This is a genomic window from Leucobacter chromiireducens subsp. chromiireducens (assembly GCF_016758255.1).
GTDB classification, from domain to species: Bacteria; Actinomycetota; Actinomycetes; order Actinomycetales; family Microbacteriaceae; genus Leucobacter; species Leucobacter chromiireducens.
Genome location: NZ_QYAD01000003.1, coordinates 14,878 through 38,576, shown reverse-complemented (window position 1 = coordinate 38,576; position 23,699 = coordinate 14,878). Strand labels below are relative to the sequence as shown.

Below are 23,699 nucleotides of genomic sequence, written 5' to 3'. Positions count from 1 at the left end.
GTGAGCGGGCCGGGCGCACCGAACTGGGGCGACCCCGATGAGTTCGGGGGACCCTGGGATGGCGAGTCCGGCGCGTTCGGCGACGAAGAACGCTGGCCCGGCGAGGCCTGGGGCGCTCCGGCGCCCGGGGCACCTGATCCCACTCGAGGAACGGCGCCGGGAACTGCGGCAGGAACAGTGCCAGGAACCGCGCCCGCCGGGGTGAGTGCCCCCGTCTCGGGCGCCGCTGAGTTCGCAGCCGCTTCTGGGTCCGAGGCCGTTCCCGTGACGTTTGGCACGGTGCAGGCGGTGGGCCACGATCCGCTCACCGTGCTCTCTGGGGTCTTCGGCTACGACGCGTTCCGTGGCGAGCAAGAGGAGATCATCCGCCACGTCATCGGCGGTGGTGACGCCGTGGTGCTCATGCCCACCGGCGGCGGCAAGTCGATCTGCTACCAGATCCCCGCACTCGTGCGCGACGGGACCGGGATCGTGCTCTCGCCGCTCGTGGCACTCATGCACGATCAGGTCGCCGCGCTGCAGCTCGCTGGGGTGCGGGCGGCGGCGCTGAACTCGTCGATGTCGATCGACGAGCGGCGGGAGGTCGAACAGGCGTACCGCACCGGTCAGCTCGATGTGCTGTACCTCGCGCCCGAGCGGCTCTCCGCGCCGGGCACGGTCGAACTGCTCGGCCAAGGGCACATCGCGCTCTTCGCGATCGACGAGGCGCACTGTGTGTCGCAGTGGGGGCATGACTTCCGGCCCGACTATCTGCGACTGGGGCAGCTCGCTGAGCTCTGGCCGAACGTGCCGCGCATCGCACTCACCGCGACCGCGACGCCCGAGACGCACCGTGAGATCACCGAGCGACTGCACCTCGGCGAGGCGCGGCACTTCGTGTCGAGCTTTGATCGGCCGAACATCCGCTACCGCATCGAGCCGAAGCAGAATGCGCGTGGCCAGCTCATCGCGTTTATCCAGGGCGAGCACGCGGGAGAGGCTGGCATTGTGTACGCACTCAGCCGGAAGCGCGTGGAGCAGACGGCCGCCGCGCTGCGCGACGCGGGCATCGATGCGGTCGCGTACCACGCGGGGTTGCCCGCGGAGACCCGGCTCGACGCGCAGACGCGCTTCCTCCGCGAGGACGGCGTGGTCGTCGTGGCAACGGTCGCCTTCGGCATGGGCATTGATAAGCCAGACGTGCGGTTTGTCGCCCACATCGACCTGCCGAAGTCGATTGAGGGGTACTACCAGGAGACGGGCCGGGCCGGGCGCGATGGCCTGCCTTCCGAGGCGTGGCTGGCGTACGGCCTCGCCGACGTCGTGCAACAGCGCCAGCTCATCGAGTCGGGTGATGGGGATCAGGCCACCCGCGCGAACCAGACGCGGCACCTCGATCAGATGCTTGCCCTCTGCGAGGGAGTGTCGTGCCGGCGCGTGTTCCTGCTTCGCTACTTCGGGGAGGATCGCAGCGAGCCGTGCGGCAACTGCGACGTCTGCCTGAACCCGCCCAAGCTGTGGGACGCAACGATCCCCGCCCAGATGCTGCTGTCGACCATCCTCCGCACGGAGCGAGAGCGGCGTCGCACCTTTGCAGCGGGCCAGCACATTGATGTCTTGCGCGGCACCGGTTCGGAGCGCGTCACGCAGCTGCGCCTCGACGAGCTCTCGACGTGGGGCATCGGCGCGGAGTGGTCCGTGGCCCAGTGGCGGGGTGTGGTGCGCCACCTGCTCGCCACGGGTGTGCTCGCGGCGCAGGGGGAGTGGGGTGTGCTCGCCCCCACCGAGGCCGCGAAGCCCGTGCTGCGCGGTGAAGAGCAGGTGATGATGCGTGAGGAAGTGGTGGCGCGCGCCGCTCGCTCTGGCCGGGGCTCCCGTGGCACCCGCTCGGGCCTCACCGGGGCGAAGCAGTCGGCTGCTGCGGCGGAGCTCACCCCCGAGCAGGGCGAAGTGTTTGAGCGCCTGCGCGCCTGGCGTGCGGAGGAAGCGAAGCGGCAGGGAGTGCCCGGGTATGTGGTGTTTGGTGACGCGACGCTCGCCGCGCTTGCCGTGCACCGGCCCGGCACGGATCCCGAGCTGCTCGCGATTTCCGGCATCGGTGAGGTGAAGCTCGAGCGCTACGGCGCGGCGGTGCTGGCGCTCCTTTCGGAATAGCCGCCCCGGCGTCCCTCTCATTCTCCGCGCAGGGCAGCTTGCCGTGCGTTGGAGCCGGGCAGGTGGGCGCCTGGGGTCGCGGCGGGCTAGCGAAGGTAGACCGGGTCGAGCGCCACGAGCAGTGCCGCCGTCCAGTGACAGAGGAACGCGATCACCGTGAGCGAGTGGAAGATCTCGTGGAACCCGAACACCCCGGGCACGGGATTCGGGCGCTTGAAGCCGTAGACGATGGAGCCGGCGGTGTAGAGCAGCCCGCCGACCACCACGAGCACCATTGCGGCCATGTTCGCGTTCGCGATGTCAACGATGTACATCATCGCCGCCCAACCCAGCAGCACATACAGGGGGACGTACAGCCAGCGCGGAGCTCTCAGCCAAAACACTCGGAAGCCGATGCCGAGGAGTGCGAACGCCCACACCAGCACGAGCAACAAGACGCCCTTGTTCAGCGGCAGCGCGAGCAGCGCAAGCGGCGTGTAGGTGCCCGCAATGAGCAGGAAGATGTTCGCGTGGTCGAGCCGCCGGAACAGCTGCTTCGTCTTCGGGCTCCAATTGATGCGGTGATAGAGGGCCGAGATGCCAAACAGCAGCATGCTGGTCAGCATGAACACCGCCGACGCCCACTTCGCGAGGGCGCCGTGCGCGAGACAGATCAGCACGATGCCCGCGGCAACCGCCACCGGGAACGTGCCGGCGTGGATCCACCCCCGCCAGCGCGGCTTCACCTCGGCGGGCGGGGCGGTGTCGGCCACCGTGCCCGATCCCGCGCCCGCGTCTGCATCCGGGCCCTGCGGCTCCGTGTGCTCAAGCGCGTCCGCGAGCAGCGGCAGTGAGAGTCGATCGGGCTCGGGGAACGGGCGCTCGACGTGAGGCGGTTCACCCGCGGGCTGCTGCCCCGCGCGCTCGCCGGAGAAGGAGTCGCTGCCGCCGGAGGAGGTCATGTCCCGAGTGTATGTTCCGCACAGATCTGGTGGGGCATATATGTGGAGGATCCCCAGCCGCGCCGCGCTCGCCGCCGGGCCCCGCCCAGCCGCAACCCGGTACACTCTGAGGGTGAAGCCCCAGCCACCGACGCCACGCACCGGTCTCCTGTACCGGATGTACTCGCGTCGCCTGCGCAAGGAAATCGACCCGGCGCGCGTGCCGCAGCACATCGCCGTGATTGTCGATGGCAATCGCCGCTGGGCGAAGCAGCGCCTGCAGGAGCGGGCAGCGTTCGGCCACCGGGCGGGCGCGCAAAAGGTGCCCGAGTTTCTCGGCTGGTGCGAGGAAGCCGGCATTCGCACGGTAACCCTCTACCTGCTCTCAGCGGACAACCTGAAAGCGCGGGATCGCCAAGAGCTCGACGACCTGCTCGGCATCATCGGGGAACTCGCGGCGCAGCTCGCCGAGAATCCCCGCTGGCGCGTGAAGCACGTTGGCTCGTGCGACGGCCTGTCGCCCGAGCTCACCGCCGCGCTCGCCGCAGCCGAGGAGACGACGTCGGACCACGAGGGGCTCCACATCAACCTCGCGGTTGGCTACGGCGGCCGCAGTGAGATCACGGCAGCGGTGCGCAGCGTGATCGCGGAGCACCAGGCCGCGGGCGGCACGATCGACACACTCGACGAGCACCTCACCCCGGAAACGATCGGCGAGCACCTGTGGACGCGCGGGCAGGCTGATCCCGATCTGGTGATTCGCACCTCGGGCGAGCAACGCCTCTCTGACTTCATGATCTGGCAGTCCGCGCACTCCGAGTTTTACTTCGTTGAGGCGCTCTACCCGGATCTGCGCGAGGTGGACTTTCTCCGCGCGCTTCGCGACTACTCATCCCGCCAGCGACGACTCGGAGGCTAACCATGGTGACGCGTCAGGATCAGACTCTTCCCGACCTGGGCGGCCAGCGCGTGCTCGTCACGGGCGCATCGGGTGGCATCGGCGGCGGCATTGCCCGGCGCTTCGGTGCGGCGGGGGCGCGCCTCGCGCTGCACTATCGCGGCTCGGCCGCACCCGTGTTTGCCCTGATTGAGGAGCTGCGCGATCGCGGCGTTGAGGCGGTTGCCGTGCGCGCCGACCTCGCACTGCCGGGAGCCGCGGCCGGCCTCGTTGCCGACGCCGTCGATGCACTTGGCGGGCTCGATGGCCTCGTGAACAACGCGGGCATCCAACCGCTCACGCCCCTCGCTGACACGTCGCGCGAGGAGTGGGATGAGGTGCTCGGGACGAATCTCGGCGCTGTGTTCGAGCTGTCGCGCGAGGCGGCCGCGGCCATGCAGCGCACCGCGGAGAGTGAAGCGGTCGCGAGTTTCGATCGGGATCAAGAAGCTCCCGTGAGCCGCTGGATCACCCACATCGCGTCGATCGAGGCGAGCCGGCCCGCGCCCGCGCACGCGCACTACGCGGTGGCCAAGGCGGGGCTCGTGATGCACGCGCGCGCCGCCGCGCTCGAGCTGGGACCGGCCGGGGTGCGCGTGAACACGGTGTCGCCCGGGTTGGTGTCACGCCCCGGGCTTGCCGAGGCGTGGCCTGAGGGCGTGGCAAGCTACACGGAGCGTGCGCCGCTCGGTCGGCTTGCCACCGCGGAAGACATCGGTAATGCGTGCGTGCTGCTCGCCTCGGCCGGTGCGAGCTTCATTACGGGGCAGGATCTCGCCGTCGATGGCGGCATGCTTGCCACCCCGGGCTGGTAACGCAAGCCTCGAGCGCGGCACCGCCCCGCGCAGCCCGGCCCGGTACAGTTGGGCAGGGTACAACGATGGAGGATTCGCGATGAGTGAGACCGAGAACGCGCACACTGGCGCAGCCGCACAAGCGCAGGCGACGGTGTTGCGTGCCGACGCGATGCTGACCCCGGCGGGCGCGGTCGCCCCGGCCGAGCTGGCATTCGACGCGGACGGCCGGATCACCTACGCGGGAGCCCCGCGCGATGCCGCCGAGTTGCCCGAGGACGCCGTGCTGCATGAGCTCGCGGGGCACGTGCTCATGCCGGGCCTCGTGAACGGTCACACGCACTCTGCGATGACGCTGCTGCGCGCGGTCTCCGACGACGAGGGCTTCATGCCCTGGCTTGCGGCAGTGCAGGCGCTCGAGCAGCACCTCACCGCGGCGGACGTCGCTGCGGGGCTCGAGCTGGCACTCGTCGAGATGATCGAGACGGGCACAACGGCTTTCGCCGATATGTACCACTGGGACGCCGAGCTCATCGAACTTGTGCGCTCCGCCGGGATGCGTGCGCTCATCGCTCCCGCATCGTTCGCCCCTGAGACGGTGGGGTTCCCCGGTGTCTCCGCGGCGAACGGGGCCGAGGTGACCGCGCTCACGGAAGAGCTCGCCGAGCGCTACGCCGCCGACCCGCAGATCCGCCTCGCGTACGGGCCGCACGCGCCGTACACGTCGCCGCCCGAGTTTCTCAGCGACATCGCCGCGCGTGCAGCCGCGCGGGGGATCCCGATCCACACGCACGTTTCCGAGTCAGCAGCCGAGGTGGCACAGATCACCGAGCAGTACGGCGCGACGCCCGCGGATCACCTCGAGCGGGTGGGGCTTTTCCAGGCCGCGGTGCTCGCCGCGCACTGTGTGCACCTCACCCCGGAAGAAATCGAACTGTTCGCCCGCACGGGCGCTGCGATCAGCCACAACCCGGTCTCTAACCTGAAGCTCGGCAATGGCATTGCGCCGCTGCCGGAGTGGCAGGCGGCCGGAATTCGGCTGACCCTCGGCACCGACTCGGTGGCGAGTAACAACACGCTCGACCTGTTCGAGGAGATCAAGACGGCCACGATCCTGCACCGCGGCGCCCGCCAGGATGCGGCGATCGTGAAGGCCTCCGACGTGCTGGCGATTGCCACGCACCGCGGCGCTGAGGCGATTGGCTTTCCGGAGACGGGCGCGCTTGAGGCGGGTCGCCTGGCCGACGTGATCGCGCTCGATGTCACGGGATCGGCCGCGACCCCGTTTGATCCCGCCGCGCTCGTGTCGCACCTCGGATTCGCCGCGACCGGCGCAGACGTGCGCCACGTCTTCATCGGCGGCCGCCACGTGTATGCCGATGGCGAGCACCAGACCCTCGACGCGACTGCCGTCCGCGCTCGCGCCGCCCAAGCGCGCGCCCGCCTGGCCGATCTCGCAGAGGGCGCTCGCGCCTAACCGCTTCCCGCTTGCCGGCTGCGCGCCGGCTCACCCACACACGAAAGGCCCACCATGGCACCCGTCCGTCTTCCCGCCGACTCCGAACTGCCTCTGCTGCGCACTCGCGTTTCCGACCTCGCCGACCGTGCGCTCGTCGTCGGCGATCCGGGGCGTGCGGCCCGCGTCGCCGAGCAGCTCGACGATGTGCGTCAGCTCTCGGCCAACCGTGAGTACCACGTCTACGCGGGCACCTACCGCGGTGTTCCCGTCACGGTTGCCTCGCACGGTGTCGGCGCGGCCGGCGCTGCGGTCTGCTTTGAGGAGCTCGCACGCGGTGGCGTGACCCGCATCATCCGCTCGGGCACCGCTGGCGGCATCCAGCCCGAGGTGGTCGACGGCGCGATCGTCGTCGCGACGGGCGCCGTGCGCGCGGACGGCATCAGCCACCAGCTCGTGCCGAGCGAGTTCCCCGCGATCGCCACCCCGGAGCTCACGATTGCGCTCCGCGAAGCCGCAGCGAAGACGGGCCTGCGCACCCACAGCGGCATCGTGCTGACCGGCGACATGTTCTACCCGAGCGACGTGATCGTGGGCATTGACCACCAGATGTGGCAGCGCGCAGGGGTCGTCGCGGTCGAGATGGAGGCCTCGGCACTCTTCGTGATCGCGTCGCTCCACGGCATTGAGGCGGGCGCCGTCTTCGCCATCGATGGCAACCCGCTTGCGGCGAAGAACGACTCGATGGATGGCTACGATCCGTACCGTGAAGTCGTCACACAGGCGGTCGATGGAGCGCTCACGAGTGCGCTCGACGTGCTCGTCTCCTAGACTGCACGAACACGTACGGGGGTCCGATCGCGCGCTGCGCGGCCGGGCCCCCGTACGTGTGGGGCCGCCTGGCGTGGCCTGGAGTGCAGCGTGAATTACAGATCGAGCACCGAGAGCAGGATCGAGACTTCCTCGCCCACCTCGATGCCCGCTGCTTCGCGCACCGCACGCTTAATGGGCAGCACGTAGGCGCCGTCCGTGCCCGCAGGGAAGATGGAGGTGCGCCACACGGTCGCGCCCACCCGGGCTTCGACCTTCACCGCACCGAAGCCCGCACGCGGGCGGGGGATCTCGGCGATGTCCTCGGAGAGCGGTCCCGGTAGTTCGATGAAGACCCACTTCTCGGTGCGAGCCTCCCAGAGGTAGGGGACCGCGGTGAACTCGACGAACACGTTAGGCGATGCGCGAGCGATCGAAGGGGTCGAGGCTGATGCCGCGCTCGAGCACCACCTTCGCCCACTCCTGTGCGGAGTGGAGACTATGGTCGCGGTAGTTGCCGCAGCTCACCGCCTGGGTGCCCGGCACGTCAGCCCAAGTGACGCGGTGCGCGAGGTCGTCGAGCGCCGACTTGATGGCCGCCGCCACCTCCTCCGGGGTGGGCTCGCCCCAGGCAATCAGGTGGAAGCCCGTGCGGCAGCCGAATGGCGAGATGTCGATGAGGCCCTCGAAGCGGGTCCGCAAGAGTGCCGCGAGCGTGTGTTCGATGGTGTGCAGGCCCGCAGTGGGGATCTCCTGCTCGTTCGGCTGCACGAGCCGAATGTCGTAGTTCGAGATCGCGTCGCCTTTGGGCCCGTGTTCCACCCCGATCAGTCGGACGTAGGGTGCCAGGACTTTCGTGTGGTCGAGGGAGAAGCTCTCCACCTCGGCAAGTTCGACGTCGCTCATGCGGCCAGTGTAACGACGACACACGACAACGCCCCCGGCGTGCGTCACACGACGACACCGAGGGCGGTGGTGGGCGGTTCGGGATCCATTGGGATCCCGAACCGTGCCGCGAACCTACGCCGCGCGGGCAAGGTCGCTGAGCGAGAGATCGCCACGGGTGAGCGCGATGCGCGTCAGTTCGCCCTGTGGAGCCTGCTCGACCCGCACGTCCCACCCCGAACGGGTGAGGCGCTCGAGATCGCCGCGGGCAGCGCCCGGCTGGTCAGTCTCGACGAGGTAGAGCGTGCGCCCGGAGGTGCGGTATACGGAGCGGTGCTGCGCCCACTCGGGCACGCGCATTTCCGAGCCCGATCCGAGCGAGTGGTAGGGGGTGCGCAGAGCGGGTCGCTGCTGCGCTGCGGTGCGCTGGGTGCGATGCTTCAGCTGGTTCATGGTGTTCCTTTCTTGCCGCACCATCGTGGTGCGATACCCGCCAAGTACTTCTCGCGGGTGCGGGGCTCGGGATCGAGCCAGCCGCGACGAATCCTGTGCGCGTGAGCGCGGTGCGGACTGCCGTCGTGGCGAGACGCACCACTGCATCACGTTGATGGAGTGCGCCGAGGAGCTGTACGCTGCGGCCGCGGAGTGGGAGGCATTCCTACTTGAACGAGGAAGATCACGCGTGCCGATGCAAGCTCGAAACCTTAGTTTAGAACAGGTCTTCGAAAAACGCTAGTGTTGATTCGAAATTGATTCGAAACCGCGCGTGAGCGCGAGGGAGAGACTGACATGTCGGACGCCAGCACCCTGCTCGTTTTTGCTCACCGTGACGAGGCTTCGGCCTTCGCGGATGTGCCGCACCTCGTGACCGGAGTCGGCAAGGTGCAGGGAGCGGTGTCGCTCGCTGCGGCGCTGGCTGACGGGGATGTCAAGCGTGTTGTCGTGCTGGGCACGGCTGGTGTGGTGGGTGACGGCGAGGATCGGCTGAGCCTCGAGGAGGTCGTGCAGATCACGGGTGTGGTGCAGCACGACTTCTCGCTGCCTTCGCCGACGCTCGAGCCGGCCGGAACGGTCATCCTGCCGGAGCGCACGGCCACCATCGCGACGGGTGATGTGTTCGTGAAGGATGACGCGCAGCGCGCCCACATCTCAGGGCTCGGTGCGGCGCTCGTGGACATGGAGTCGTACGCCTACGCGAGCGTCTGCGCGAAGTTCGACGTCCCGCTGCAGCTCTTTAAGATCCCTTCGGATTTTGCGGACTCTTCGACCACCGATGAGGACTGGGACACCATCGTGTTCCGCAAGAGCGAGCAACTGCGCGCATTCTGGGACGCACAGCTGGCATAGCTCAGTCCAGGGGTCCAGGGGGCGCGCGACTGCATCTCTGGGCTCAGTATGTTCTTGCCCTGCGACTAGCCTTTGGCTTCCTATGAATTGCTGTGAATACTCTCGCGGAGCGGGGGTTTTTGTCCAAAAATCGCTCCAAATACCGCTCGTTCGAGGGATCCGCCGGCAGTTCGCGCCGTGTAGCGTGTGAGCTGAAATACGTAGGTTGTCGATGGATTGGGGCGCAGATGGGGGTCGGCTCTCAGACCGCGGTCGAGACACTGGACGAGCTCGCGGCGGATCTCACGCGCCTGCGCGAGCGTACCGGGGCGACGAGTTACGCGGAGATCGCGCGGCGGATCACGGTGCGACGGGTAGCGCTCGGGGATTTGCCGGACGGCGCGATGATCCCACGCTCCACCGTCTATCACGCCTTTAGTAAGGGGCGCTCACGGATTGACGCCGAACTCGTACGTGACATCGCGCTTGCGCTGGGGGAGAGCGCTGCGAGCGCCGAGGACTGGGTGCGCCGGTGTGGTTCAGCGCGAAAGCACGTGCCGGCGCGCGTTCCCGAACGCGCATCGGGCGATGCGTCCACGTCGCTCGCAGCGGTCCGCTCGGAGGCGGCCGCGGGGGAGCGCGAGATAGACGCTAAGCTCTCTGATCCCACTCTCTCTGCGGGGCTCGCTCCGGTCGTTGGGCGCATCGAGCCGCGCACCGGTTCGGTGCCGGCCGTCGCGCTCTCCGCTGCCTCGCACAGCGCGCTCGCGGTGTGGGCATCGCCGCGTGGTCAGGCGCAATTAGCGGCCGCTCCCGAGGCGCTCGCTGCGGCGCCGGAGGCTGTGGCAACGATCGCACCGCTCACTGAACTTCCGGCAGCCACCGAGCAGCTGGGAGATCCCGGAGGGGAGCCCGCTGCTGAAGTTGTCGCGTGCCCCAGCCCTCGCCGACGCACGCGCGCACAGCGTGCACGATTCGTCGCATTGGTGCTGCTCGCGTGCCTCGCGCTGAACCTTTGTGGGCAGCTGCTCGTCACGCTGTTGCACCTGCCGGTGTACCTCGACATGATCGGCACTGCGGTCGCCGCACTCGCGTTCGGACCGTGTGCGGGTATGCTCGTCGGGCTCGCAAGCAACGGGGTGGGGGTCGCGGTGAACGGCCCGATGTCGCTGCCGTTCGCGCTCGTCAACGTTGCTGGAGCGCTCGTGTGGGCGTACGGTGTGCGACGCTTCCGCGGGGGCGACACGTTCCTGCGTTTCTTCTCGCTGACCATCATCGTTGCCGTGGCGTGCTCGCTTGTGGCCACGCCGATTCTCACCTTCGGCTACGCGGGAATCACCGGGCACGGCTCCGAGAATGTCGTGCGGTTGCTGTCCGAGGGGGCGAGTTCAGTGATGCCTGGGGTGTTCGCCTCGAACGTGCTGTCCTCGATCACGGACAAGTTGCTCACCGGGTTCGTGGCGCTCGCGCTGCTCGTGCCGCTCACGCGCCGGGGCGGCGCAGATGTGCAGCACCTCCGGGTGGTCGATCGGCTCATTGCCGAGTAGCGCGCGCGGTGCACGGGTGGTGCTGAAGTCGTGCCATACCCCGTGCACCGCCGTTCGGGCGTCAGCTGACGCCCGAACCAGCCGGGCTAGTCGGCAACCGCGGCGATCGCCTCGATTTCGACCACCTGGTCGTCGTAGCCGAGCGCTGCAACGCCCATGAGGGTGCTGGGAACGTCGTGCTCGCCGAAAGCGTCGCGCACCACTTCCCACGCCGCTACGAGGTTTTCCTGTCGCGTTGATGCGACGAGGACGCGGGTCTGGATGACGTGCGTAAGTGACGCGCCCGCGGCTTCAAGCGCGGTGGTGAGTGTCTCGACGCAGCGAGCCGCCTGCGCGCGGAAGTCGCCAGGGCCAACGGTTGAGCCATCGTCTGCGAGTGGGCAGGCCCCTGCCATGAACACGAATCGCGTGCCGGCGGGGGCGGTTGCGGCGTACGCGTACTCCGCAACGTCACTCAGGGCGTTGGAACGAATCAGCTGAACGGGTGAGGACATACATCTCCTAGGGTGAGTCCATATTGTGTTCGGCCGGGTGGCCGAACGACACTCAGCGTAGCGGCCGGCATGCCTGATCAGCTGTGAAAACCGTGCCGCTCAGAGGTATCTATTCCTATCGGGGCGGACCCTGGCGCTCGCCAGTGAGCGTGAGCCGCTTGCGGAAGCACACGCGGTCTTTCCCCGGCCCGTCGTAATCGGAGTGCACAGGGATGCCCGTCGCGAGCCTGTCGCCGGGCACGATGTCAAACCCGAGCCGAGTGTGAAAGGCAATGGATGCAGCGTTCACCGGCGAGGTGATGCAGCGGACCTCGGTGCGGCCGTCGGCGAGCGCCGCGTCGAAGAATCTTGCGTAGAGCCCGGAGGCGATGCCGGCACCTCGGCGCGCGGGGGTTTCCGGCGCCGACTATTTCTTCGCTCGAGGTCGGGGTTCGGGAACACAGGAAACATCGCGCGGATTGTTTGGGCGAGCAGTTCTCGATCCTCGCTCTCCACGAGCGGCATCTGCTTCGCGCCCGGGTACGGGGTGGCGCGTGTTGCGGAGGGGAGGAGCGCGCGTGCGGCTTCGGTGTCCTTGAAGAGGAAGCGGTCGTCGGAGACTCGGTCGAACACCTTGCCGTGGCTATACAGCACGTATTCGCCCATCATGGCGCGCGATGTTATGGCTTCCGCCTCCGTGAGAAGGTCGAGGACATGGGTCAAGTATTCCGACGATGATGCCACAGGAGTCGCCCTTTGATAGCCCGTGCTTTCGGCTGGCGGGGGTGCATGCCCAGACTAGGCCGCAGCGCGGCGCGAAACAGTGCTCCACGCGAGAGTGTGTACGCCTCGAGGGCAGGGTTCGAGAAATGAAGAAACCCCCGCAGTTCTCAGCTTGCGCTGGATCTGCGGGGGTTTCGGTGGCGGTGACGGTGGGATTTGAACCCACGGTAGGGGGTTACCCTACACAACATTTCGAGTGTTGCACCTTCGGCCGCTCGGACACGTCACCGCGAAAAAGACTACGGGATAACAGTGCCGAAAGTGAAATCGGGTGCCCCTGGCGCGCCGAAACGGCGTGTCGCGGGCATGATGCGTGGGTTGGTGCGGGCACCGCACGCCTCTGCGAGGTTGCCTGCGCGCGAGTGTCGGTGGTCGCCGGTAGTGTCGCAACCATGGCGAAGACAAGTAGCGCGTTCTCCTGCACCGAGTGTGGCTGGCAGGCCTCCAAGTGGGTAGGCCGCTGCGGTGAATGCCAGCAGTGGGGCACGGTCGTCGAGCGTGCGCGCGAGGGAGCGACGATCGCGCGCACCACGCGCGCCGTGCAGCCCGCGGCCGGGAGGGAAGCACGCCCGATCACGGAGCTCACCGGGGACTCGGTGCGACACCAGGCCACCGGCATCGGCGAGCTCGATCGCGTGCTCGGGGGAGGTGTCGTGCCCGGTGCGGCGATCCTGTTCTCCGGGGAACCAGGGGTCGGCAAGTCCACGCTGCTGCTCGATACCGCCGCGCGCACCGCGGCGACTGGAGCACGCATCCTCTACGTGAGCGGCGAGGAGTCGACCGGCCAAATCCGCATGCGCGCCGAGCGCACGGGAGCGATGCACGACACGCTGTACCTGGCGAGCGAGACTGACCTCGCAACCGTGCTCGGGCACATCGAGACGGTCAACCCCGCCCTCGTCATTATCGACTCGGTGCAAACGCTGGCGAGCGATCAGATCGAGGGCGCAGCCGGTGGCCCGGCGCAGGTGCGCGAAGTCGCCGCTGCGCTGATCCGCGTCGCAAAGGGGCGCGGCACTCCTGTCATTCTCGTCGGGCACGTCACGAAGGACGGCTCAGTGGCCGGGCCGCGCCTCCTCGAGCACCTCGTGGATGTGGTGTGCCATTTTGAAGGGGACCGGCAGACGGCGCTGCGTTTCCTCCGCACACTGAAGAACCGCTTCGGGCCGACCGATGAGGTCGGCTGCTTCGAGATGACGGGCGACGGTATTCAGGAAGTCCCCGATCCCAGTGGGCTTTTTCTCAGCAGGACCGGGGTGCCCGTCAGCGGCACCTGCGCAACGGTGGCGATGGAGGGACGCCGTGCGCTGCCGGTCGAAATCCAGGCGCTCGTCGCGAAGAGTGCGACGCCCAATCCGCGCCGGGTGACGAGTGGGGTGGATCCCTCGCGAGTCGCAATGATTCTCGCCGTACTTGAGCGGCGAATGGGCGCTCGCCTGCACGATCAAGATGTCTACGTCTCGACCGTGGGGGGCGTAAAGCTCACGGAGCCCGCGGCAGACCTGGCGATCGCGCTCGCTGTGCTGTCGGCGGTGACCGACCGACCGCTGCCCCACGATCTTGCGGCATTCGGGGAGATCAGCCTCGCCGGTGAAGTGCGCCCCGTTGCGTCCGGGGCGCAGCGCGCGCAGGAGGCAACACGCCTCGGATATGTGCGGCTCATCGATGCCGACCAGGAGACCCTGCAGCAAGCAAGATTGGGGGCCGGTCTGTAGTTCGGCCCGAGGCGGAGTAGACTTGCCCACCGTGAGTAAAAACACGGTAGACGTCGTCCTCATCGGCGGTGGCATCATGAGCGCCACCCTTGGCACCCTGATCAAGCAGGTGCAGCCCGACTGGTCGATCGAGATCTTCGAGTCCCAGTCCGAGGTAGCGACCGAGAGCACCAACGCGTGGAACAACGCGGGCACCGGTCACGCAGCCCTCTGCGAGCTGAACTACATGCCGGAGGGCGCCGACGGTAGCCTCTCCGCTGCGAAGGCGATCGACATCAACGAACAGTTCCAGCTGTCTCGTCAGTGGTGGTCCACCCTCGTTGGCAAGGGCATCCTCGGTACCCCCTCCTCGTTCATCAACCCCACCCCGCACATGACCTTCGTGCGCGGCGCGGAGAATGTGGACTACCTGCGTCGCCGCTTCGAGATCCTGAAGCAGGAGCCCCTGTTCTCCGACATGGAGTTCAGCGAGGATCCCGAGAAGATTGCTGAGTGGGCTCCGCTGCTCGTCGATCGCCGCGCCAAGGACGAGGTCTTCGCGGCCACTCGCTCCACGAGCGGCACCGACGTTGATTTTGGTGCGGTCTCGCACCAGCTCTTCGACTACCTCGTTGCAGAGGGTGCGAACATGCACTTGGGAACGCAGGTGAAGAAGGTCAAGCGCCGCGCAGACGGCACCTGGGACGTGCACGTGCGCAACCGTGCGGGCTACGGTCGCTCGGTCGTCAACGCGAAGTTCGTTTTCGTTGGTGCGGGCGGCGGCGCGCTGCAGCTGCTCCAGTCGTCGAAGATTCCCGAGATCCGTGGTTTCGGTGGCTTCCCGATCAGCGGCAAGTTCCTCAAGACCTCGAACCCCGAGATCGTCGCACACCACCGCGCAAAGGTGTACGGAAAGGCCGCTGTGGGCGCACCGCCCATGTCGGTGCCGCACCTGGACACCCGCATTGTCGACGGTGAAGAGAGCATTCTCTTCGGGCCGTACGCAGGCTTCAGCCCCAACTTCCTGAAGAAGGGCTCGTGGTGGGATCTGCCTGGCTCGATCCGTCTCCACAACCTGGGCCCCATGATCAAGGTCGGCCTGACCCAGTGGTCGCTTGAGAAGTACCTCCTCGGTGAGCTCCTCGCCAGCCGCGAGAAGCAGATGAACACGCTCCGCGAGTACATGCCTGCAGCGCGTACCGAGGACTGGGAAATGATCACCGCCGGCCAGCGCGTGCAGGTCATGAAGAAGGACCCCGAGAAGGGTGGCATTCTTCAGTTCGGCACCGAGGTCATCACGGGCGCTGAGGGCTCCATCGCGGGCCTGCTCGGCGCATCGCCCGGCGCATCGACCGCTGTGCACGCGATGCTTGGTGTGCTGCGCAAGTGCTTCCCCGAGCAGTACGCAAACTCGTGGGAGAAGACATTCACCGAGCAGATTCCGGTGCTCGCGACGGGCGGCCTGAACCAGGACGCCGCAGCCGCAGCAGCCTCGCTCGCCGAGACCGGCCGAGTGCTTGGCTTGATCCCCGCGGGCGACGAGGTCGCTGCGGCGGAGGAGACCGCCTAGGTCTCACGCCGCGCGGGCCTCGCGTGCTCTGAAACGATCCCGTTCTCGCTCCGTGCGAGGGCGGGATCGTTCGTTTGAGCGCCGAAACATACCTGCTGCCCTCACCCCCCCCCGGATCGGGGTCACTTGGGCACGGTGTCGCGGAGAACAGTGCGGCGACACCGTGCCCAAGTGACCCCGATCCCTGGGGAAGAGGAGTGGCGGGCGGTGGGGAGCGCTACTCGGCGAGCAACCGCTCCAGGAATGCCGCAGTGTCTTCCCACCCGGTCACTGCCTGGCACCGCACACCGAGCGCGAGCACCGGGTAGTCGTTTCCATCCGGATCCAGTCGGTCGCCAACGAAGAGCATGTCGTCGAGCGGGATCCCGGTGTGCTCCTCCAGCTTCCGCATCCCGTACGCCTTGTCGATACCGCGCCGCGTGATGTCTACCGAGGTTGAGCCGCCACTGCGCACTTCAAGATCTGGCAGGCGGGTTGCAACCGCAGCGCGGAGGGTGTTCTTCTTTGTTCCATCGGGATCCCACGCGTGCTTTGCCGCGACGGGTGCCTGCTGTCCGAGCGCGGAGAAGGTGACCTGAGATCCGCGGTCCTCGAGAATCTCGCCCCAGGGCTCAGCTTCCCAGAGCCTCAGGCGCTGGGCTTCCTCCCGGAGTGCGGTGAGCGCCCCGTCGCGCTCCTCCGGGGTGAGATGCTCGCGGTACACCGTGTGCCAGGCGCCGGCCTCGCGGCGTTCGTAGCGAGTGCCACAGGTGGGGAGGAGGTGGAGTCGTCTGAGCGCTTCCTCGTCAGCTCCCGCGTACTCGTCCAGCCGCGCGAGCAGCTGTGCCTCGAATTGCTCGAAGTTGCCCCCTGAGATCACTGCAACCGTGGTCCGAGAGAGGAGTCGTGCAAAGACGTCGAGCATGCGCTCCTCGACGGGCGACTTGGAGGGGGCGAGCGTGTCATCGAGGTCGAACGCGACCAGGCGAGGCAGGGCAGACATCCTCTGATTGTCCCACAGGGAATCGGGCGCGTCGGGGCCCGGGTAAGCTGAGTGGGTGACCCGACACTTTCTCCGAGATGACGATCTGAGCCCGGCCGAGCAGCGCGAGGTCCTCGACCTCGCCGCGCGTCTCAAGCGCGAGCCGTTCGCGGAGCGACCCCTCGCGGGCCCCCGCTCGGCCGCGGTGTTCTTCGACAAGACGTCGACGCGCACCCGATTCAGCTTCGCCGCGGGCATCTCCGAGCTGGGCGGTTCACCCATCATCGTGAACCCGGGGGAGGCACAGCTCGGTGCGAAGGAGTCGATTGCCGACACCGCCCGAGTACTGTCGCGCATGGTGTCGCTGATCGTGTGGCGCACCTTTGACCACGCTGGCATCTCGGAGATGGCGGAGCACGCGACCGTGCCCGTGATCAACTCACTCTCCGACGACTTCCACCCGTGCCAGATCCTTGCGGACCTGCAGACCATCCGCGAGCAGAAGGGCGAGCTCGCCGGGCTGACGGCCACCTATGTTGGTGACGCCGCAAACAACATGGGGCACTCGTACCTGCTCGGCTTCGCGACCGCGGGAATGCACATCCGCGTCGCAGGCCCCGAGGGCTTCCACCCGCGCGCCGACATCGTGGCTGACGCGGAGCGCATCGCCGCACAGACCGGTGGCAGCGTCACGGTGATGACCGACCCCGCTGCGGCAGTCGCGGGCGCCGACGCCATCATCACCGACACCTGGGTATCGATGGGGCAGGAGGCCGAGAAGGCCGAGCGCGTGCAGACCTTCGGCGCCTACCGGGTGACGCCCGAGCTGATGGCGCACGCGAAGAACGACGCGATCTTCCTCCACTGCCTCCCCGCATACCGCGAATTCGAGGTCGCCCCCGAGGTGATCGACGGCCCGCAGAGCGTGGTGTGGGACGAAGCCGAGAACCGCGTACATGCGCAGAAGGCCCTCATGGCCTGGCTGCTGGCCCGCACCGAAGACGAGACGAAGTAAAGGACGACATGAGCACCGAGAACACCACCGCAGCAGGAGACGCCGGCAACCGCGCCGCCGAGGCCGGGGCGCTCTGGGGCGGCCGATTCGCGAGCGGCCCGTCGCCCTCGCTGGCTGCCCTCTCGAAGTCCACCCAGTTCGATTGGGTGCTTGCGGAGTATGACATCCGCGGTTCGAAGGCGCACGCCACGGCGCTCGCCGCAGCCGGCTACCTCACGGAGCAGGAGCTCGTCGACATGCGGGCCGGTCTCGACGAACTCGCTGCGCGCGTGGCTGACGGCCGCGCCGTACCCGGCGAAGACGACGAGGACGTGCACTCGGCACTTGAGCGCCTGCTGATTGACATTGTTGGCGTGCAGCTGGGCGGCAAGCTTCGCGCGGGCCGTAGCCGCAACGACCAGATCGCCACGCTCGTGCGCCTGTACCTACTCGATCACACCGCAGTGATCCGTGGCATGCTGCTCGACCTGCTCGACGCGATCGCCGAGCAGGCGGCGAAGCACCCGGACGCGATTCTGCCCGGCCGCACGCACCTACAGCACGCGCAGCCCGTGCTCCTCGCCCACCAGCTCGCGGCTCACGCGTGGCCCATCGTGCGCGACCTCGAGCGCCTGCGCGACTGGTCGGTGCGCGCGAGCGCCTCGCCCTATGGTGGTGGCGCCCTCGCCGGCTCATCGCTCGGCCTTGATCCCCGTCTGGTTGCGGCGGAGCTCGGCCTCGGCGATCCGCTCGAGAACTCGATTGATGGCACCGCAGCTCGCGACGTTGTCGCCGAGTTCGCGTTTATCTGTGCGCAGATTGGGATCGACCTCTCCCGACTGAGCGAAGAGATCATTCTCTGGAACACGAAGGAGTTCGGCTTCGTGCGCCTGCACGACGGCTACTCCACCGGTTCGAGCATCATGCCGCAGAAGAAGAACCCGGACATCGCCGAGCTGGCGCGCGGCAAGTCGGGCCGCCTGATCGGCAACCTGACGGGCCTCCTCGCCACGCTCAAGGCCATGCCGCTCGCGTACAACCGCGATCTGCAGGAGGACAAGGAACCGGTGTTCGATTCGATCGCTCAGCTCGAGGTGCTGCTGCCCGCCTTCGCCGGCATGATCGCCACGATGACGCTGAACACGGAGCGCATGGCAGAGCTCGCCCCGCAGGGCTTCTCGCTGGCAACCGATGTTGCCGAGTGGCTCGTGAAGCAGGGCGTGATCTTCCGTGACGCCCACGAGATCTCGGGCGAGCTCGTGCGCTATTGCGAGGAGCGCGGCCTCGAACTGCACGAGCCGGACGACGCCGCGCTCGCGAGCGTCTCTGAGCACCTCACTCCCGCGGTGCGCGAGGTGCTGACGATCGAGGGCTCCGTGAACTCGCGCGTGGGTGCGGGCGGCACGGCCCGCGTACGCGTCGACGAGCAGCTCGCCAAGCTGCAGACTCGCATCGCGGAGTTCCGCAGCGCCTAACTCGCGGTGCCCCGCACTGACGGCTGTGGCCCCCGACACGAGAAGTGTCGGGGGCCACAGCCGTCTGCGCCAGGAATATCAGCTCGGGATCGCTGAGCTCGCCGGGGCCGCTGCCGCACGCAGCAGCGGACGGGTTGCGAGCAGTGCCGCGAGCACCAGCAGGATTCCTGCAGCCACGGAGCTGAGGATGACCGCGAGCGAGATCGGGGCCACCACGATGGCCATGCCCAGCAGCGGGAACATCAGCGTGCCGGCAAGGATTGCCGAGCCAACCGACGCGAGGAGCAGCGGCAGGAGCGTCGCCTTCCGCCGTGCCGCATCCTGCACTTCGAGCGGAGTGCCCATGATGGCGAGCGAGCGCGAGACGTCGCGCCGGTCGAGGATCTGTGCGGCCTGCGTTACCCCGACGGAGCACGCCACCATGATGAACGAGCCGATTACGGTGATGATGATGCCCGTGCGGATGTCGGCGACCGGGAACGCGTCTGCGCCTGAGCCCGGCTCTTCGACCGCGGAGAGGAGCGCGACGCCCGAACCCGCAAACACCGCGACGAAGCTGGCCATCGCGACGCCTGAGACCTGGCGCCAGGCGCCGCGCGGCGACTCGAGAATCTGCCGGGCCGCGAGGAGGTCGGCGGGGGTCTGCGCACGCTTCGCTTTGCCGCGCCCGAAGACGCCGATCAGCCAGGAACCGATGAGATCGAGGGCGAGCAGCGCGACCCCGAAGGCGATGCCGAGGCCGGCGATGATCGCGGTGAAGCCGCCCGCCGCGCCGAGCCCATTCACCGCGCTGATGATTGCGGAGGCGAGCACAATGCCCGCCACTGCGAAGAGCGCCTGCACCCAGGGCAGCTTCGGCGCGTGCTGCTTCAGTGCAACTCCGAGTGGGGAGATCACCACGCGGCGGAGGCTGACCACCGCGCTGAGCGCCGCGACGGTGGTGATGCCGAGCACCACGAGCACGGCGTGAAGCGGGGGCAGCGCGACGCCTGCCGCTCCCAGCGGTGCGCCGCGGAACGAGATGAGCCCAACGAGGGGCGATGCGAGGTAGGAGACGAGCACCCCGGCGACGGCACCGACGAATGCCACGGCCGATGCCTCGACGACGGCGAGGAGCGCCGTGCTGCGGCCGGGCATGCCGAGGAGGCGGAGCACGGCGAGCCGGTCGTCGCGACGCCGGGCGGAGAGCCTGGCGGCGGCGTGGCCGAGCGAGATGAGCGGCACGACGAGCAGCACGAGTGCGGTCACGGCGCACATCCAGTACAGCGGCGCGAGCTCGTCGGTGTAGCCCCAGAACGTTTGCGCGCCGCCCAGCACGATCGCGAGGAGTGCGGTGACGCTCGCGAAGGCGACGGCGGGCAGCACGAGCGCGGAGGAGCCCTGCCGACTCGGGCGAGAGAGGAGCGGCAGCACGCGGGCGATCACTGTGCGCCTCCAGCGGAAGGCTGCGCCCACGCGTCGGAGATCGCGCGGCCATCGCTCATGGTGATGACGCGGGCGCACCGGGCTGCGACCTGCGGATCGTGCGTCACGACGACCAGGGTGCGCCCCTGTCCCACCGTGGAGTGCAAGAGCGCGTCCATCACCTCACGCGAGGTCGTGGAGTCAAGCGCGCCCGTGGGCTCGTCGGCAAAGGTGAGGCGCGCTCCGGTGATCTGCGAGCGGGCGATCGCGACGCGCTGCGCCTGACCGCCGGAGAGCTGGCCGATCCGACGCTCTTCAAGGCCCGCGAGCCCGAGGGCGGCGAGCCATTGCGCTGCAGGCTGGAGCGCGTCGCGCTTGGCGACGCCGGTGAGCATGAGCGCGAGTGCCACGTTCTCGACCGCGGTGAGTTCCGGGATCAGGAGACCCTGTTGAAACACGAAACCGAACTGCTCGCGGCGCAGGCGGCTGCGCTCGGCATCGGAGAGCTGCGAGATGGTGGCTCCGCCGTACTGCACCACGCCGGACTGCGGAACTGTGATGCCGGCGAGAGCGTGGAGCAGCGTCGTCTTCCCGGAGCCCGATGCGCCCATGATGGCGGTGGAGGTGCCGGCGTAGAGGTCGAGCGACACCCCGTCGAGCGCCCGGGTGGGGCCGTAGTGCTGGCTGAGGGCTGAGGCGCGAAGCAGAATTTCGGACATGATCCCAGTCTTCTGCGCTGCTGCGTGCGCGGGATCGGCCCGCGGTGCCAGGCCGCGGCACTCAGGTCTCGTGTCCGCACCAGACCGCGGTACGATGGTGGGCGTGTCTGAAATGAATGATCGCACCGAGATCCTGGCAACCCAGCGCAACGACGACAGCTTCGCCACCCTGTGGGACGAGCTGGAGTGGCGTGGGCTGATCCACGTTTCGACGGACGCTGCGGCGCTGTCTGAACTGATCGAGGGCGAGCCGTTCGCGTATTACTGCGGCTTCGACCCCACGGCGGCGAGCCTCCACCTCGGCCACCTCGTGCAGCTGCTGCTCATGCGCCGCCTGCAGCTGAAGGGCCACCTGCCCCTCGGGCTCGTGGGCGGTTCCACCGGCCTCATCGGCGACCCGCGCCCCACCTCGGAGCGCACGCTGAACTCGCCGGAGACCGTGGCCGCGTGGGTGAACTCGCTTCGCGAGCAGATCTCGCGCTACCTGAGCTTCGACGGTGAGAACGCCGCGCGCTTCGTGAACAACCTCGACTGGACGGCGCCGCTTTCGGCGATCGACTTCCTGCGCGAGATCGGCAAGCACTTCCGCGTCGGCACGATGATCAAGAAAGACATCGTTGCGAAGCGCCTGAACTCGGATGAGGGCATCAGCTACACCGAGTTCAGCTACCAGATTCTGCAGGGACTCGACTTCCTCGAGCTCTACCGGCAGTACAACTGCAAGCTGCAGTCCGGCGGCAGCGATCAGTGGGGCAACCTGACGAGCGGTACAGAACTGATTCGTAAGGCCGAGGGCGGCACCGCGCACGCCATCGGCACGCCGCTCATCACGAACTCCGATGGAACGAAATTCGGCAAGAGCGAGGGCAACGCGATCTGGCTGAACCCCGAGATGTGCTCGCCGTACACCTTCTACCAGTTCTGGCTGAACCAGGCGGACGCCGATGTGGTGGATCGCCTCAAGGTGTTCACGTTCTTGTCGCGTGCGGAGATCGACGACTACGCTCGTCAGGTCGCGGAGGAGCCGTTCAAGCGCGCCGCGCAGAAGAGACTCGCACTTGAGGTGACCACGCTCGTGCACGGCAGTGAGGCAACGCAGGGCGCCATCGACGCGTCCGAGGCGCTGTTCGGCCGCGGCGACCTCACGGTGCTCGACGCGGTGACGCTCGCTGGCGCGATCGAGGCGCTGCCGCAGGCCACCGGCGCAGCCGGCACGACGATCGCGCAGCTGATGGTCGACGCCGAGCTCGTGAAGAGCCTGGGCGAGGCCCGGCGTGCGATCGCGCAGGGCGGCGTCTACGTCAACAACGTTGCCGTCGAGGCGGAGGATGCGGCGCTTTCAGCGAGCGACCTGCTGCACGATCGCTTCGCGGTGCTCCGTCGCGGCAAGAAGACCCTCGCGGGTGTGACGGTCGCGTAACGCAGACCCCGCTCCACGGCCGTACGAAGCGCCCGTTCGTCACCTTGGCGGACGGGCGCTTCGTCGTTTCCCCTGCGCGCAGACTCCCCGGTAGCGCCAAAGATTGTGGTGACTCACCAGGATCCCGATCCGCGGTCCTTTCCCGCGCCCACGGGCTGGTAGCTTCGGCTCATGACCACACGACATGGACGTCGCTGGCTGCGCCGCAGCATCATCGGCCTCTCCGCACTGCTCGTTCTCGCCGCGATCGGCTTCTTCATGTTCGCCCCCGGAATCGTGGAGCGCAGCATGAACGAGGTGACGGGCGATCCGATCCCCGAGGTGTCGGCGGAGGCGCGCGCCCTGCACTCTGAGCTTGCGATCGCGGACATGCACTCGGACACGCTGATGTGGGATCGCTCCCTGAACGATCGGGCCGACCGCGGACACGTCGACCTGCCGCGGCTGCAGGACGGGAACGTGGCATTGCAAGTGTTTTCCTCGGTATCGAAATCGCCGAAGGGGCAGAACTACGATTCGAACACCGACGAAACCGACAACATCACGCTACTCACCTTCGCGCAGCTGCAGCCACCCAAGACCTGGTTCTCGCTGCTCGAGCGCTCCCGCTTCCACGCCGCGAAGCTGCGGGCCGACGCCGAGGCCTCCGGGGGAGCGCTGCGCACGATCGAAACCCAGGCCGACCTCGCGCAGCTGCTCGCCGATCGAGCGGACGGTGACCCCGTGGTGGGTGCGATGTTCTCCGCGGAGGGACTGCAGAACCTCGAGGGCGATCTCGGCAACCTCGATGTGCTGTTCGATGACGGCTTGCGCATGGCCGGCCTCACACACTTTTTCGACAACGATCTCGCGGGCTCGATGCATGGCGTCGAGCAGGGCGGGCTCACCCCGCTCGGGCGCGAGACGATCGCGCGCATGGAGGAGCTCGGGATCGCGGTGGATCTCGCGCACGCCAGCCACCAGACGGTCGGGGAGATCCTGGAGCTCGCGACGAAGCCCGTCGTGTCGAGCCACGGCGGCGTGCAGGCGACGTGCGATGTGAACCGGAACCTGACCGACGAGGAGATCCGCGGGATCGCAGCGACCGGCGGAGTCGTGGGCATCGGGTACTGGGATGCGGCGGTGTGCGAATTAACGCCACAAGCGGTCGTCGATGCGATCGAGCACGTGATCACGGTGGGCGGGATCGAGACTGCGGCCCTCGGCAGCGACTACGACGGCTCCACCGAGGTGGCGTGGGACACGAGCGACATCGCGATTATCACGCAGGAACTGCTCGACCGCGGGCGCACGCCCGAGGAGATCGGGGCGATCATGGGCGGCAACACGCTGCGCGTGCTCGGGGAGACGCTGCCTGCGGTGTGAGCGATCCCAATCTGATCACGTGATCGGGAACTC

The 23,699-nt window shown here is 67.9% G+C and carries 23 protein-coding genes and 1 tRNA gene; 13 read left to right on the top strand and 11 right to left on the bottom strand.

Annotation, left to right across the window (positions count from 1 at the left end; all coding sequences use genetic code 11):
- Positions 1-2,133: a DNA helicase RecQ gene (gene recQ, locus D3226_RS09020; RefSeq protein WP_202382221.1), complete on the top strand. Its 2,133-nt coding sequence runs from the start codon at positions 1-3 to the stop codon at positions 2,131-2,133.
- 86 nt (positions 2,134-2,219) lie between these two features.
- Here recQ and trhA read toward each other — a convergent pair whose 3' ends face one another.
- The gene (gene trhA, locus D3226_RS09015) at positions 2,220-3,074 is read right to left on the bottom strand and encodes a PAQR family membrane homeostasis protein TrhA (RefSeq protein WP_237462672.1); all 855 of its coding nucleotides are present in this window, start codon (positions 3,072-3,074) and stop codon (positions 2,220-2,222) included.
- Positions 3,075-3,186: 112 nt separating this feature from the next.
- Between trhA and D3226_RS09010 the strand changes: the two genes are divergently transcribed.
- The 4 genes from D3226_RS09010 to D3226_RS08995 all read left to right on the top strand — a co-directional run bounded on the left by D3226_RS09010 (position 3,187) and on the right by D3226_RS08995 (position 7,071).
- Positions 3,187-3,972 (top strand): isoprenyl transferase, encoded by a 786-nt coding sequence (locus D3226_RS09010; RefSeq protein ID WP_337248951.1) that lies wholly within the window; start codon positions 3,187-3,189, stop codon positions 3,970-3,972.
- A gap of 2 nt (positions 3,973-3,974) precedes the next feature.
- On the top strand, positions 3,975-4,805 hold the full coding sequence (locus D3226_RS09005; RefSeq protein WP_202382219.1) for an SDR family NAD(P)-dependent oxidoreductase: 831 nt from the start codon (positions 3,975-3,977) through the stop codon (positions 4,803-4,805).
- A gap of 79 nt (positions 4,806-4,884) precedes the next feature.
- Complete coding sequence (locus D3226_RS09000; RefSeq protein WP_202382218.1) at positions 4,885-6,261, top strand: amidohydrolase; 1,377 nt, start codon at positions 4,885-4,887, stop codon at positions 6,259-6,261.
- Positions 6,262-6,315: 54 nt separating this feature from the next.
- Positions 6,316-7,071, top strand: coding sequence for a nucleoside phosphorylase (locus D3226_RS08995; RefSeq protein WP_202382217.1), 756 nt, complete (start codon positions 6,316-6,318; stop codon positions 7,069-7,071).
- 95 nt (positions 7,072-7,166) lie between these two features.
- Here D3226_RS08995 and D3226_RS08990 read toward each other — a convergent pair whose 3' ends face one another.
- From D3226_RS08990 to D3226_RS08980, 3 genes are all read right to left on the bottom strand, one after another.
- The gene (locus D3226_RS08990; RefSeq protein ID WP_202382216.1) at positions 7,167-7,463 is read right to left on the bottom strand and encodes a DUF1905 domain-containing protein; all 297 of its coding nucleotides are present in this window, start codon (positions 7,461-7,463) and stop codon (positions 7,167-7,169) included.
- Position 7,464: 1 nt separating this feature from the next.
- On the bottom strand, positions 7,465-7,956 hold the full coding sequence (locus D3226_RS08985; RefSeq protein WP_202382215.1) for an S-ribosylhomocysteine lyase: 492 nt from the start codon (positions 7,954-7,956) through the stop codon (positions 7,465-7,467).
- A 114-nt stretch (positions 7,957-8,070) separates the two neighbouring features.
- Complete coding sequence (locus D3226_RS08980; protein ID WP_202382214.1) at positions 8,071-8,388, bottom strand: hypothetical protein; 318 nt, start codon at positions 8,386-8,388, stop codon at positions 8,071-8,073.
- A 336-nt stretch (positions 8,389-8,724) separates the two neighbouring features.
- On the opposite strand from D3226_RS08980, the gene D3226_RS08975 reads away from it, so the two are divergent.
- Positions 8,725-9,282: a phosphorylase family protein gene (locus tag D3226_RS08975; RefSeq protein ID WP_202382213.1), complete on the top strand. Its 558-nt coding sequence runs from the start codon at positions 8,725-8,727 to the stop codon at positions 9,280-9,282.
- Between the two features lie 227 nt (positions 9,283-9,509).
- On the top strand, positions 9,510-10,808 hold the full coding sequence (locus D3226_RS08970; RefSeq protein ID WP_202382212.1) for a hypothetical protein: 1,299 nt from the start codon (positions 9,510-9,512) through the stop codon (positions 10,806-10,808).
- A gap of 86 nt (positions 10,809-10,894) precedes the next feature.
- On the opposite strand, the gene D3226_RS08965 is transcribed toward D3226_RS08970, so the two are convergent.
- The 4 genes from D3226_RS08965 to D3226_RS08950 all read right to left on the bottom strand — a co-directional run bounded on the left by D3226_RS08965 (position 10,895) and on the right by D3226_RS08950 (position 12,293).
- Entirely contained in the window at positions 10,895-11,302 is a 408-nt protein-coding gene (locus tag D3226_RS08965; protein ID WP_202382211.1) for a RidA family protein, read from the bottom strand.
- A 115-nt stretch (positions 11,303-11,417) separates the two neighbouring features.
- The gene (locus D3226_RS15160) at positions 11,418-11,672 is read right to left on the bottom strand and encodes a GNAT family N-acetyltransferase (RefSeq protein ID WP_202382585.1); all 255 of its coding nucleotides are present in this window, start codon (positions 11,670-11,672) and stop codon (positions 11,418-11,420) included.
- Complete coding sequence (locus D3226_RS08955; RefSeq protein WP_237462671.1) at positions 11,588-11,950, bottom strand: hypothetical protein; 363 nt, start codon at positions 11,948-11,950, stop codon at positions 11,588-11,590. Before D3226_RS08955 ends, D3226_RS15160 begins: the two co-directional genes overlap by 85 nt.
- Before the next feature lie 252 nt (positions 11,951-12,202).
- Positions 12,203-12,293 (bottom strand) — tRNA-Ser (locus tag D3226_RS08950).
- A 163-nt stretch (positions 12,294-12,456) separates the two neighbouring features.
- Between D3226_RS08950 and radA the strand changes: the two genes are divergently transcribed.
- Both radA and mqo read left to right on the top strand, forming a co-directional pair.
- Complete coding sequence (gene radA / locus D3226_RS08945; RefSeq protein WP_202382209.1) at positions 12,457-13,779, top strand: DNA repair protein RadA; 1,323 nt, start codon at positions 12,457-12,459, stop codon at positions 13,777-13,779.
- 31 nt (positions 13,780-13,810) lie between these two features.
- A complete protein-coding gene (mqo, locus tag D3226_RS08940) occupies positions 13,811-15,328 on the top strand; it encodes a malate dehydrogenase (quinone) (protein ID WP_337248950.1) in 1,518 nt (505 codons plus the stop codon).
- 217 nt (positions 15,329-15,545) lie between these two features.
- Here mqo and D3226_RS08935 read toward each other — a convergent pair whose 3' ends face one another.
- Positions 15,546-16,310 carry an HAD-IIB family hydrolase gene (locus D3226_RS08935; RefSeq protein ID WP_202382207.1) on the bottom strand — a complete coding sequence of 255 codons (765 nt, stop codon included), beginning with the start codon at positions 16,308-16,310 and terminating at the stop codon, positions 15,546-15,548.
- Positions 16,311-16,365: 55 nt separating this feature from the next.
- Here D3226_RS08935 and argF point away from each other — a divergent pair, with 55 nt between their 5' ends.
- Together argF and argH are read left to right on the top strand one after the other, a co-directional pair.
- Positions 16,366-17,304 carry an ornithine carbamoyltransferase gene (argF, locus tag D3226_RS08930; RefSeq protein WP_202382206.1) on the top strand — a complete coding sequence of 313 codons (939 nt, stop codon included), beginning with the start codon at positions 16,366-16,368 and terminating at the stop codon, positions 17,302-17,304.
- An 8-nt stretch (positions 17,305-17,312) separates the two neighbouring features.
- Entirely contained in the window at positions 17,313-18,758 is a 1,446-nt protein-coding gene (argH, locus tag D3226_RS08925) for an argininosuccinate lyase (RefSeq protein ID WP_202382205.1), read from the top strand.
- A 78-nt stretch (positions 18,759-18,836) separates the two neighbouring features.
- On the opposite strand, the gene D3226_RS08920 is transcribed toward argH, so the two are convergent.
- Entirely contained in the window at positions 18,837-20,183 is a 1,347-nt protein-coding gene (locus tag D3226_RS08920; RefSeq protein WP_202382204.1) for an FtsX-like permease family protein, read from the bottom strand.
- Entirely contained in the window at positions 20,180-20,881 is a 702-nt protein-coding gene (locus D3226_RS08915) for an ABC transporter ATP-binding protein (RefSeq protein WP_202382203.1), read from the bottom strand. Before D3226_RS08915 ends, D3226_RS08920 begins: the two co-directional genes overlap by 4 nt.
- A 112-nt stretch (positions 20,882-20,993) precedes the next feature.
- On the opposite strand from D3226_RS08915, the gene tyrS reads away from it, so the two are divergent.
- Together tyrS and D3226_RS08905 are read left to right on the top strand one after the other, a co-directional pair.
- A complete protein-coding gene (gene tyrS, locus D3226_RS08910; RefSeq protein WP_202382583.1) occupies positions 20,994-22,301 on the top strand; it encodes a tyrosine--tRNA ligase in 1,308 nt (435 codons plus the stop codon).
- Between the two features lie 171 nt (positions 22,302-22,472).
- The gene (locus tag D3226_RS08905; protein WP_202382202.1) at positions 22,473-23,666 is read left to right on the top strand and encodes a dipeptidase; all 1,194 of its coding nucleotides are present in this window, start codon (positions 22,473-22,475) and stop codon (positions 23,664-23,666) included.
- Positions 23,667-23,699: the final 33 nt, after the last annotated feature.

Excerpts from the sequence above, each read along its gene's own strand:
- argH (WP_202382205.1), top strand. The coding sequence starts at position 17,313 with ATGAGCACCGAGAACACCACCGCAGCAGGAGACGCCGGCAACCGCGCC.
- D3226_RS08935 (WP_202382207.1), bottom strand. The coding sequence starts at position 16,310 with ATGTCTGCCCTGCCTCGCCTGGTCGCGTTCGACCTCGATGACACGCTC.
- D3226_RS08915 (WP_202382203.1), bottom strand. The coding sequence starts at position 20,881 with ATGTCCGAAATTCTGCTTCGCGCCTCAGCCCTCAGCCAGCACTACGGC.
- tyrS (WP_202382583.1), top strand. The coding sequence starts at position 20,994 with ATGAATGATCGCACCGAGATCCTGGCAACCCAGCGCAACGACGACAGC.
- D3226_RS08970 (WP_202382212.1), top strand. The coding sequence starts at position 9,510 with ATGGGGGTCGGCTCTCAGACCGCGGTCGAGACACTGGACGAGCTCGCG.
- D3226_RS08905 (WP_202382202.1), top strand. The coding sequence starts at position 22,473 with ATGACCACACGACATGGACGTCGCTGGCTGCGCCGCAGCATCATCGGC.
- D3226_RS08995 (WP_202382217.1), top strand. The coding sequence starts at position 6,316 with ATGGCACCCGTCCGTCTTCCCGCCGACTCCGAACTGCCTCTGCTGCGC.
- D3226_RS08955 (WP_237462671.1), bottom strand. The coding sequence starts at position 11,950 with ATGATGGGCGAATACGTGCTGTATAGCCACGGCAAGGTGTTCGACCGA.
- D3226_RS08965 (WP_202382211.1), bottom strand. The coding sequence starts at position 11,302 with ATGTCCTCACCCGTTCAGCTGATTCGTTCCAACGCCCTGAGTGACGTT.
- D3226_RS09005 (WP_202382219.1), top strand. The coding sequence starts at position 3,975 with ATGGTGACGCGTCAGGATCAGACTCTTCCCGACCTGGGCGGCCAGCGC.
- D3226_RS08985 (WP_202382215.1), bottom strand. The coding sequence starts at position 7,956 with ATGAGCGACGTCGAACTTGCCGAGGTGGAGAGCTTCTCCCTCGACCAC.
- D3226_RS08980 (WP_202382214.1), bottom strand. The coding sequence starts at position 8,388 with ATGAACCAGCTGAAGCATCGCACCCAGCGCACCGCAGCGCAGCAGCGA.
- D3226_RS09000 (WP_202382218.1), top strand. The coding sequence starts at position 4,885 with ATGAGTGAGACCGAGAACGCGCACACTGGCGCAGCCGCACAAGCGCAG.
- D3226_RS08975 (WP_202382213.1), top strand. The coding sequence starts at position 8,725 with ATGTCGGACGCCAGCACCCTGCTCGTTTTTGCTCACCGTGACGAGGCT.
- radA (WP_202382209.1), top strand. The coding sequence starts at position 12,457 with ATGGCGAAGACAAGTAGCGCGTTCTCCTGCACCGAGTGTGGCTGGCAG.
- trhA (WP_237462672.1), bottom strand. The coding sequence starts at position 3,074 with ATGACCTCCTCCGGCGGCAGCGACTCCTTCTCCGGCGAGCGCGCGGGG.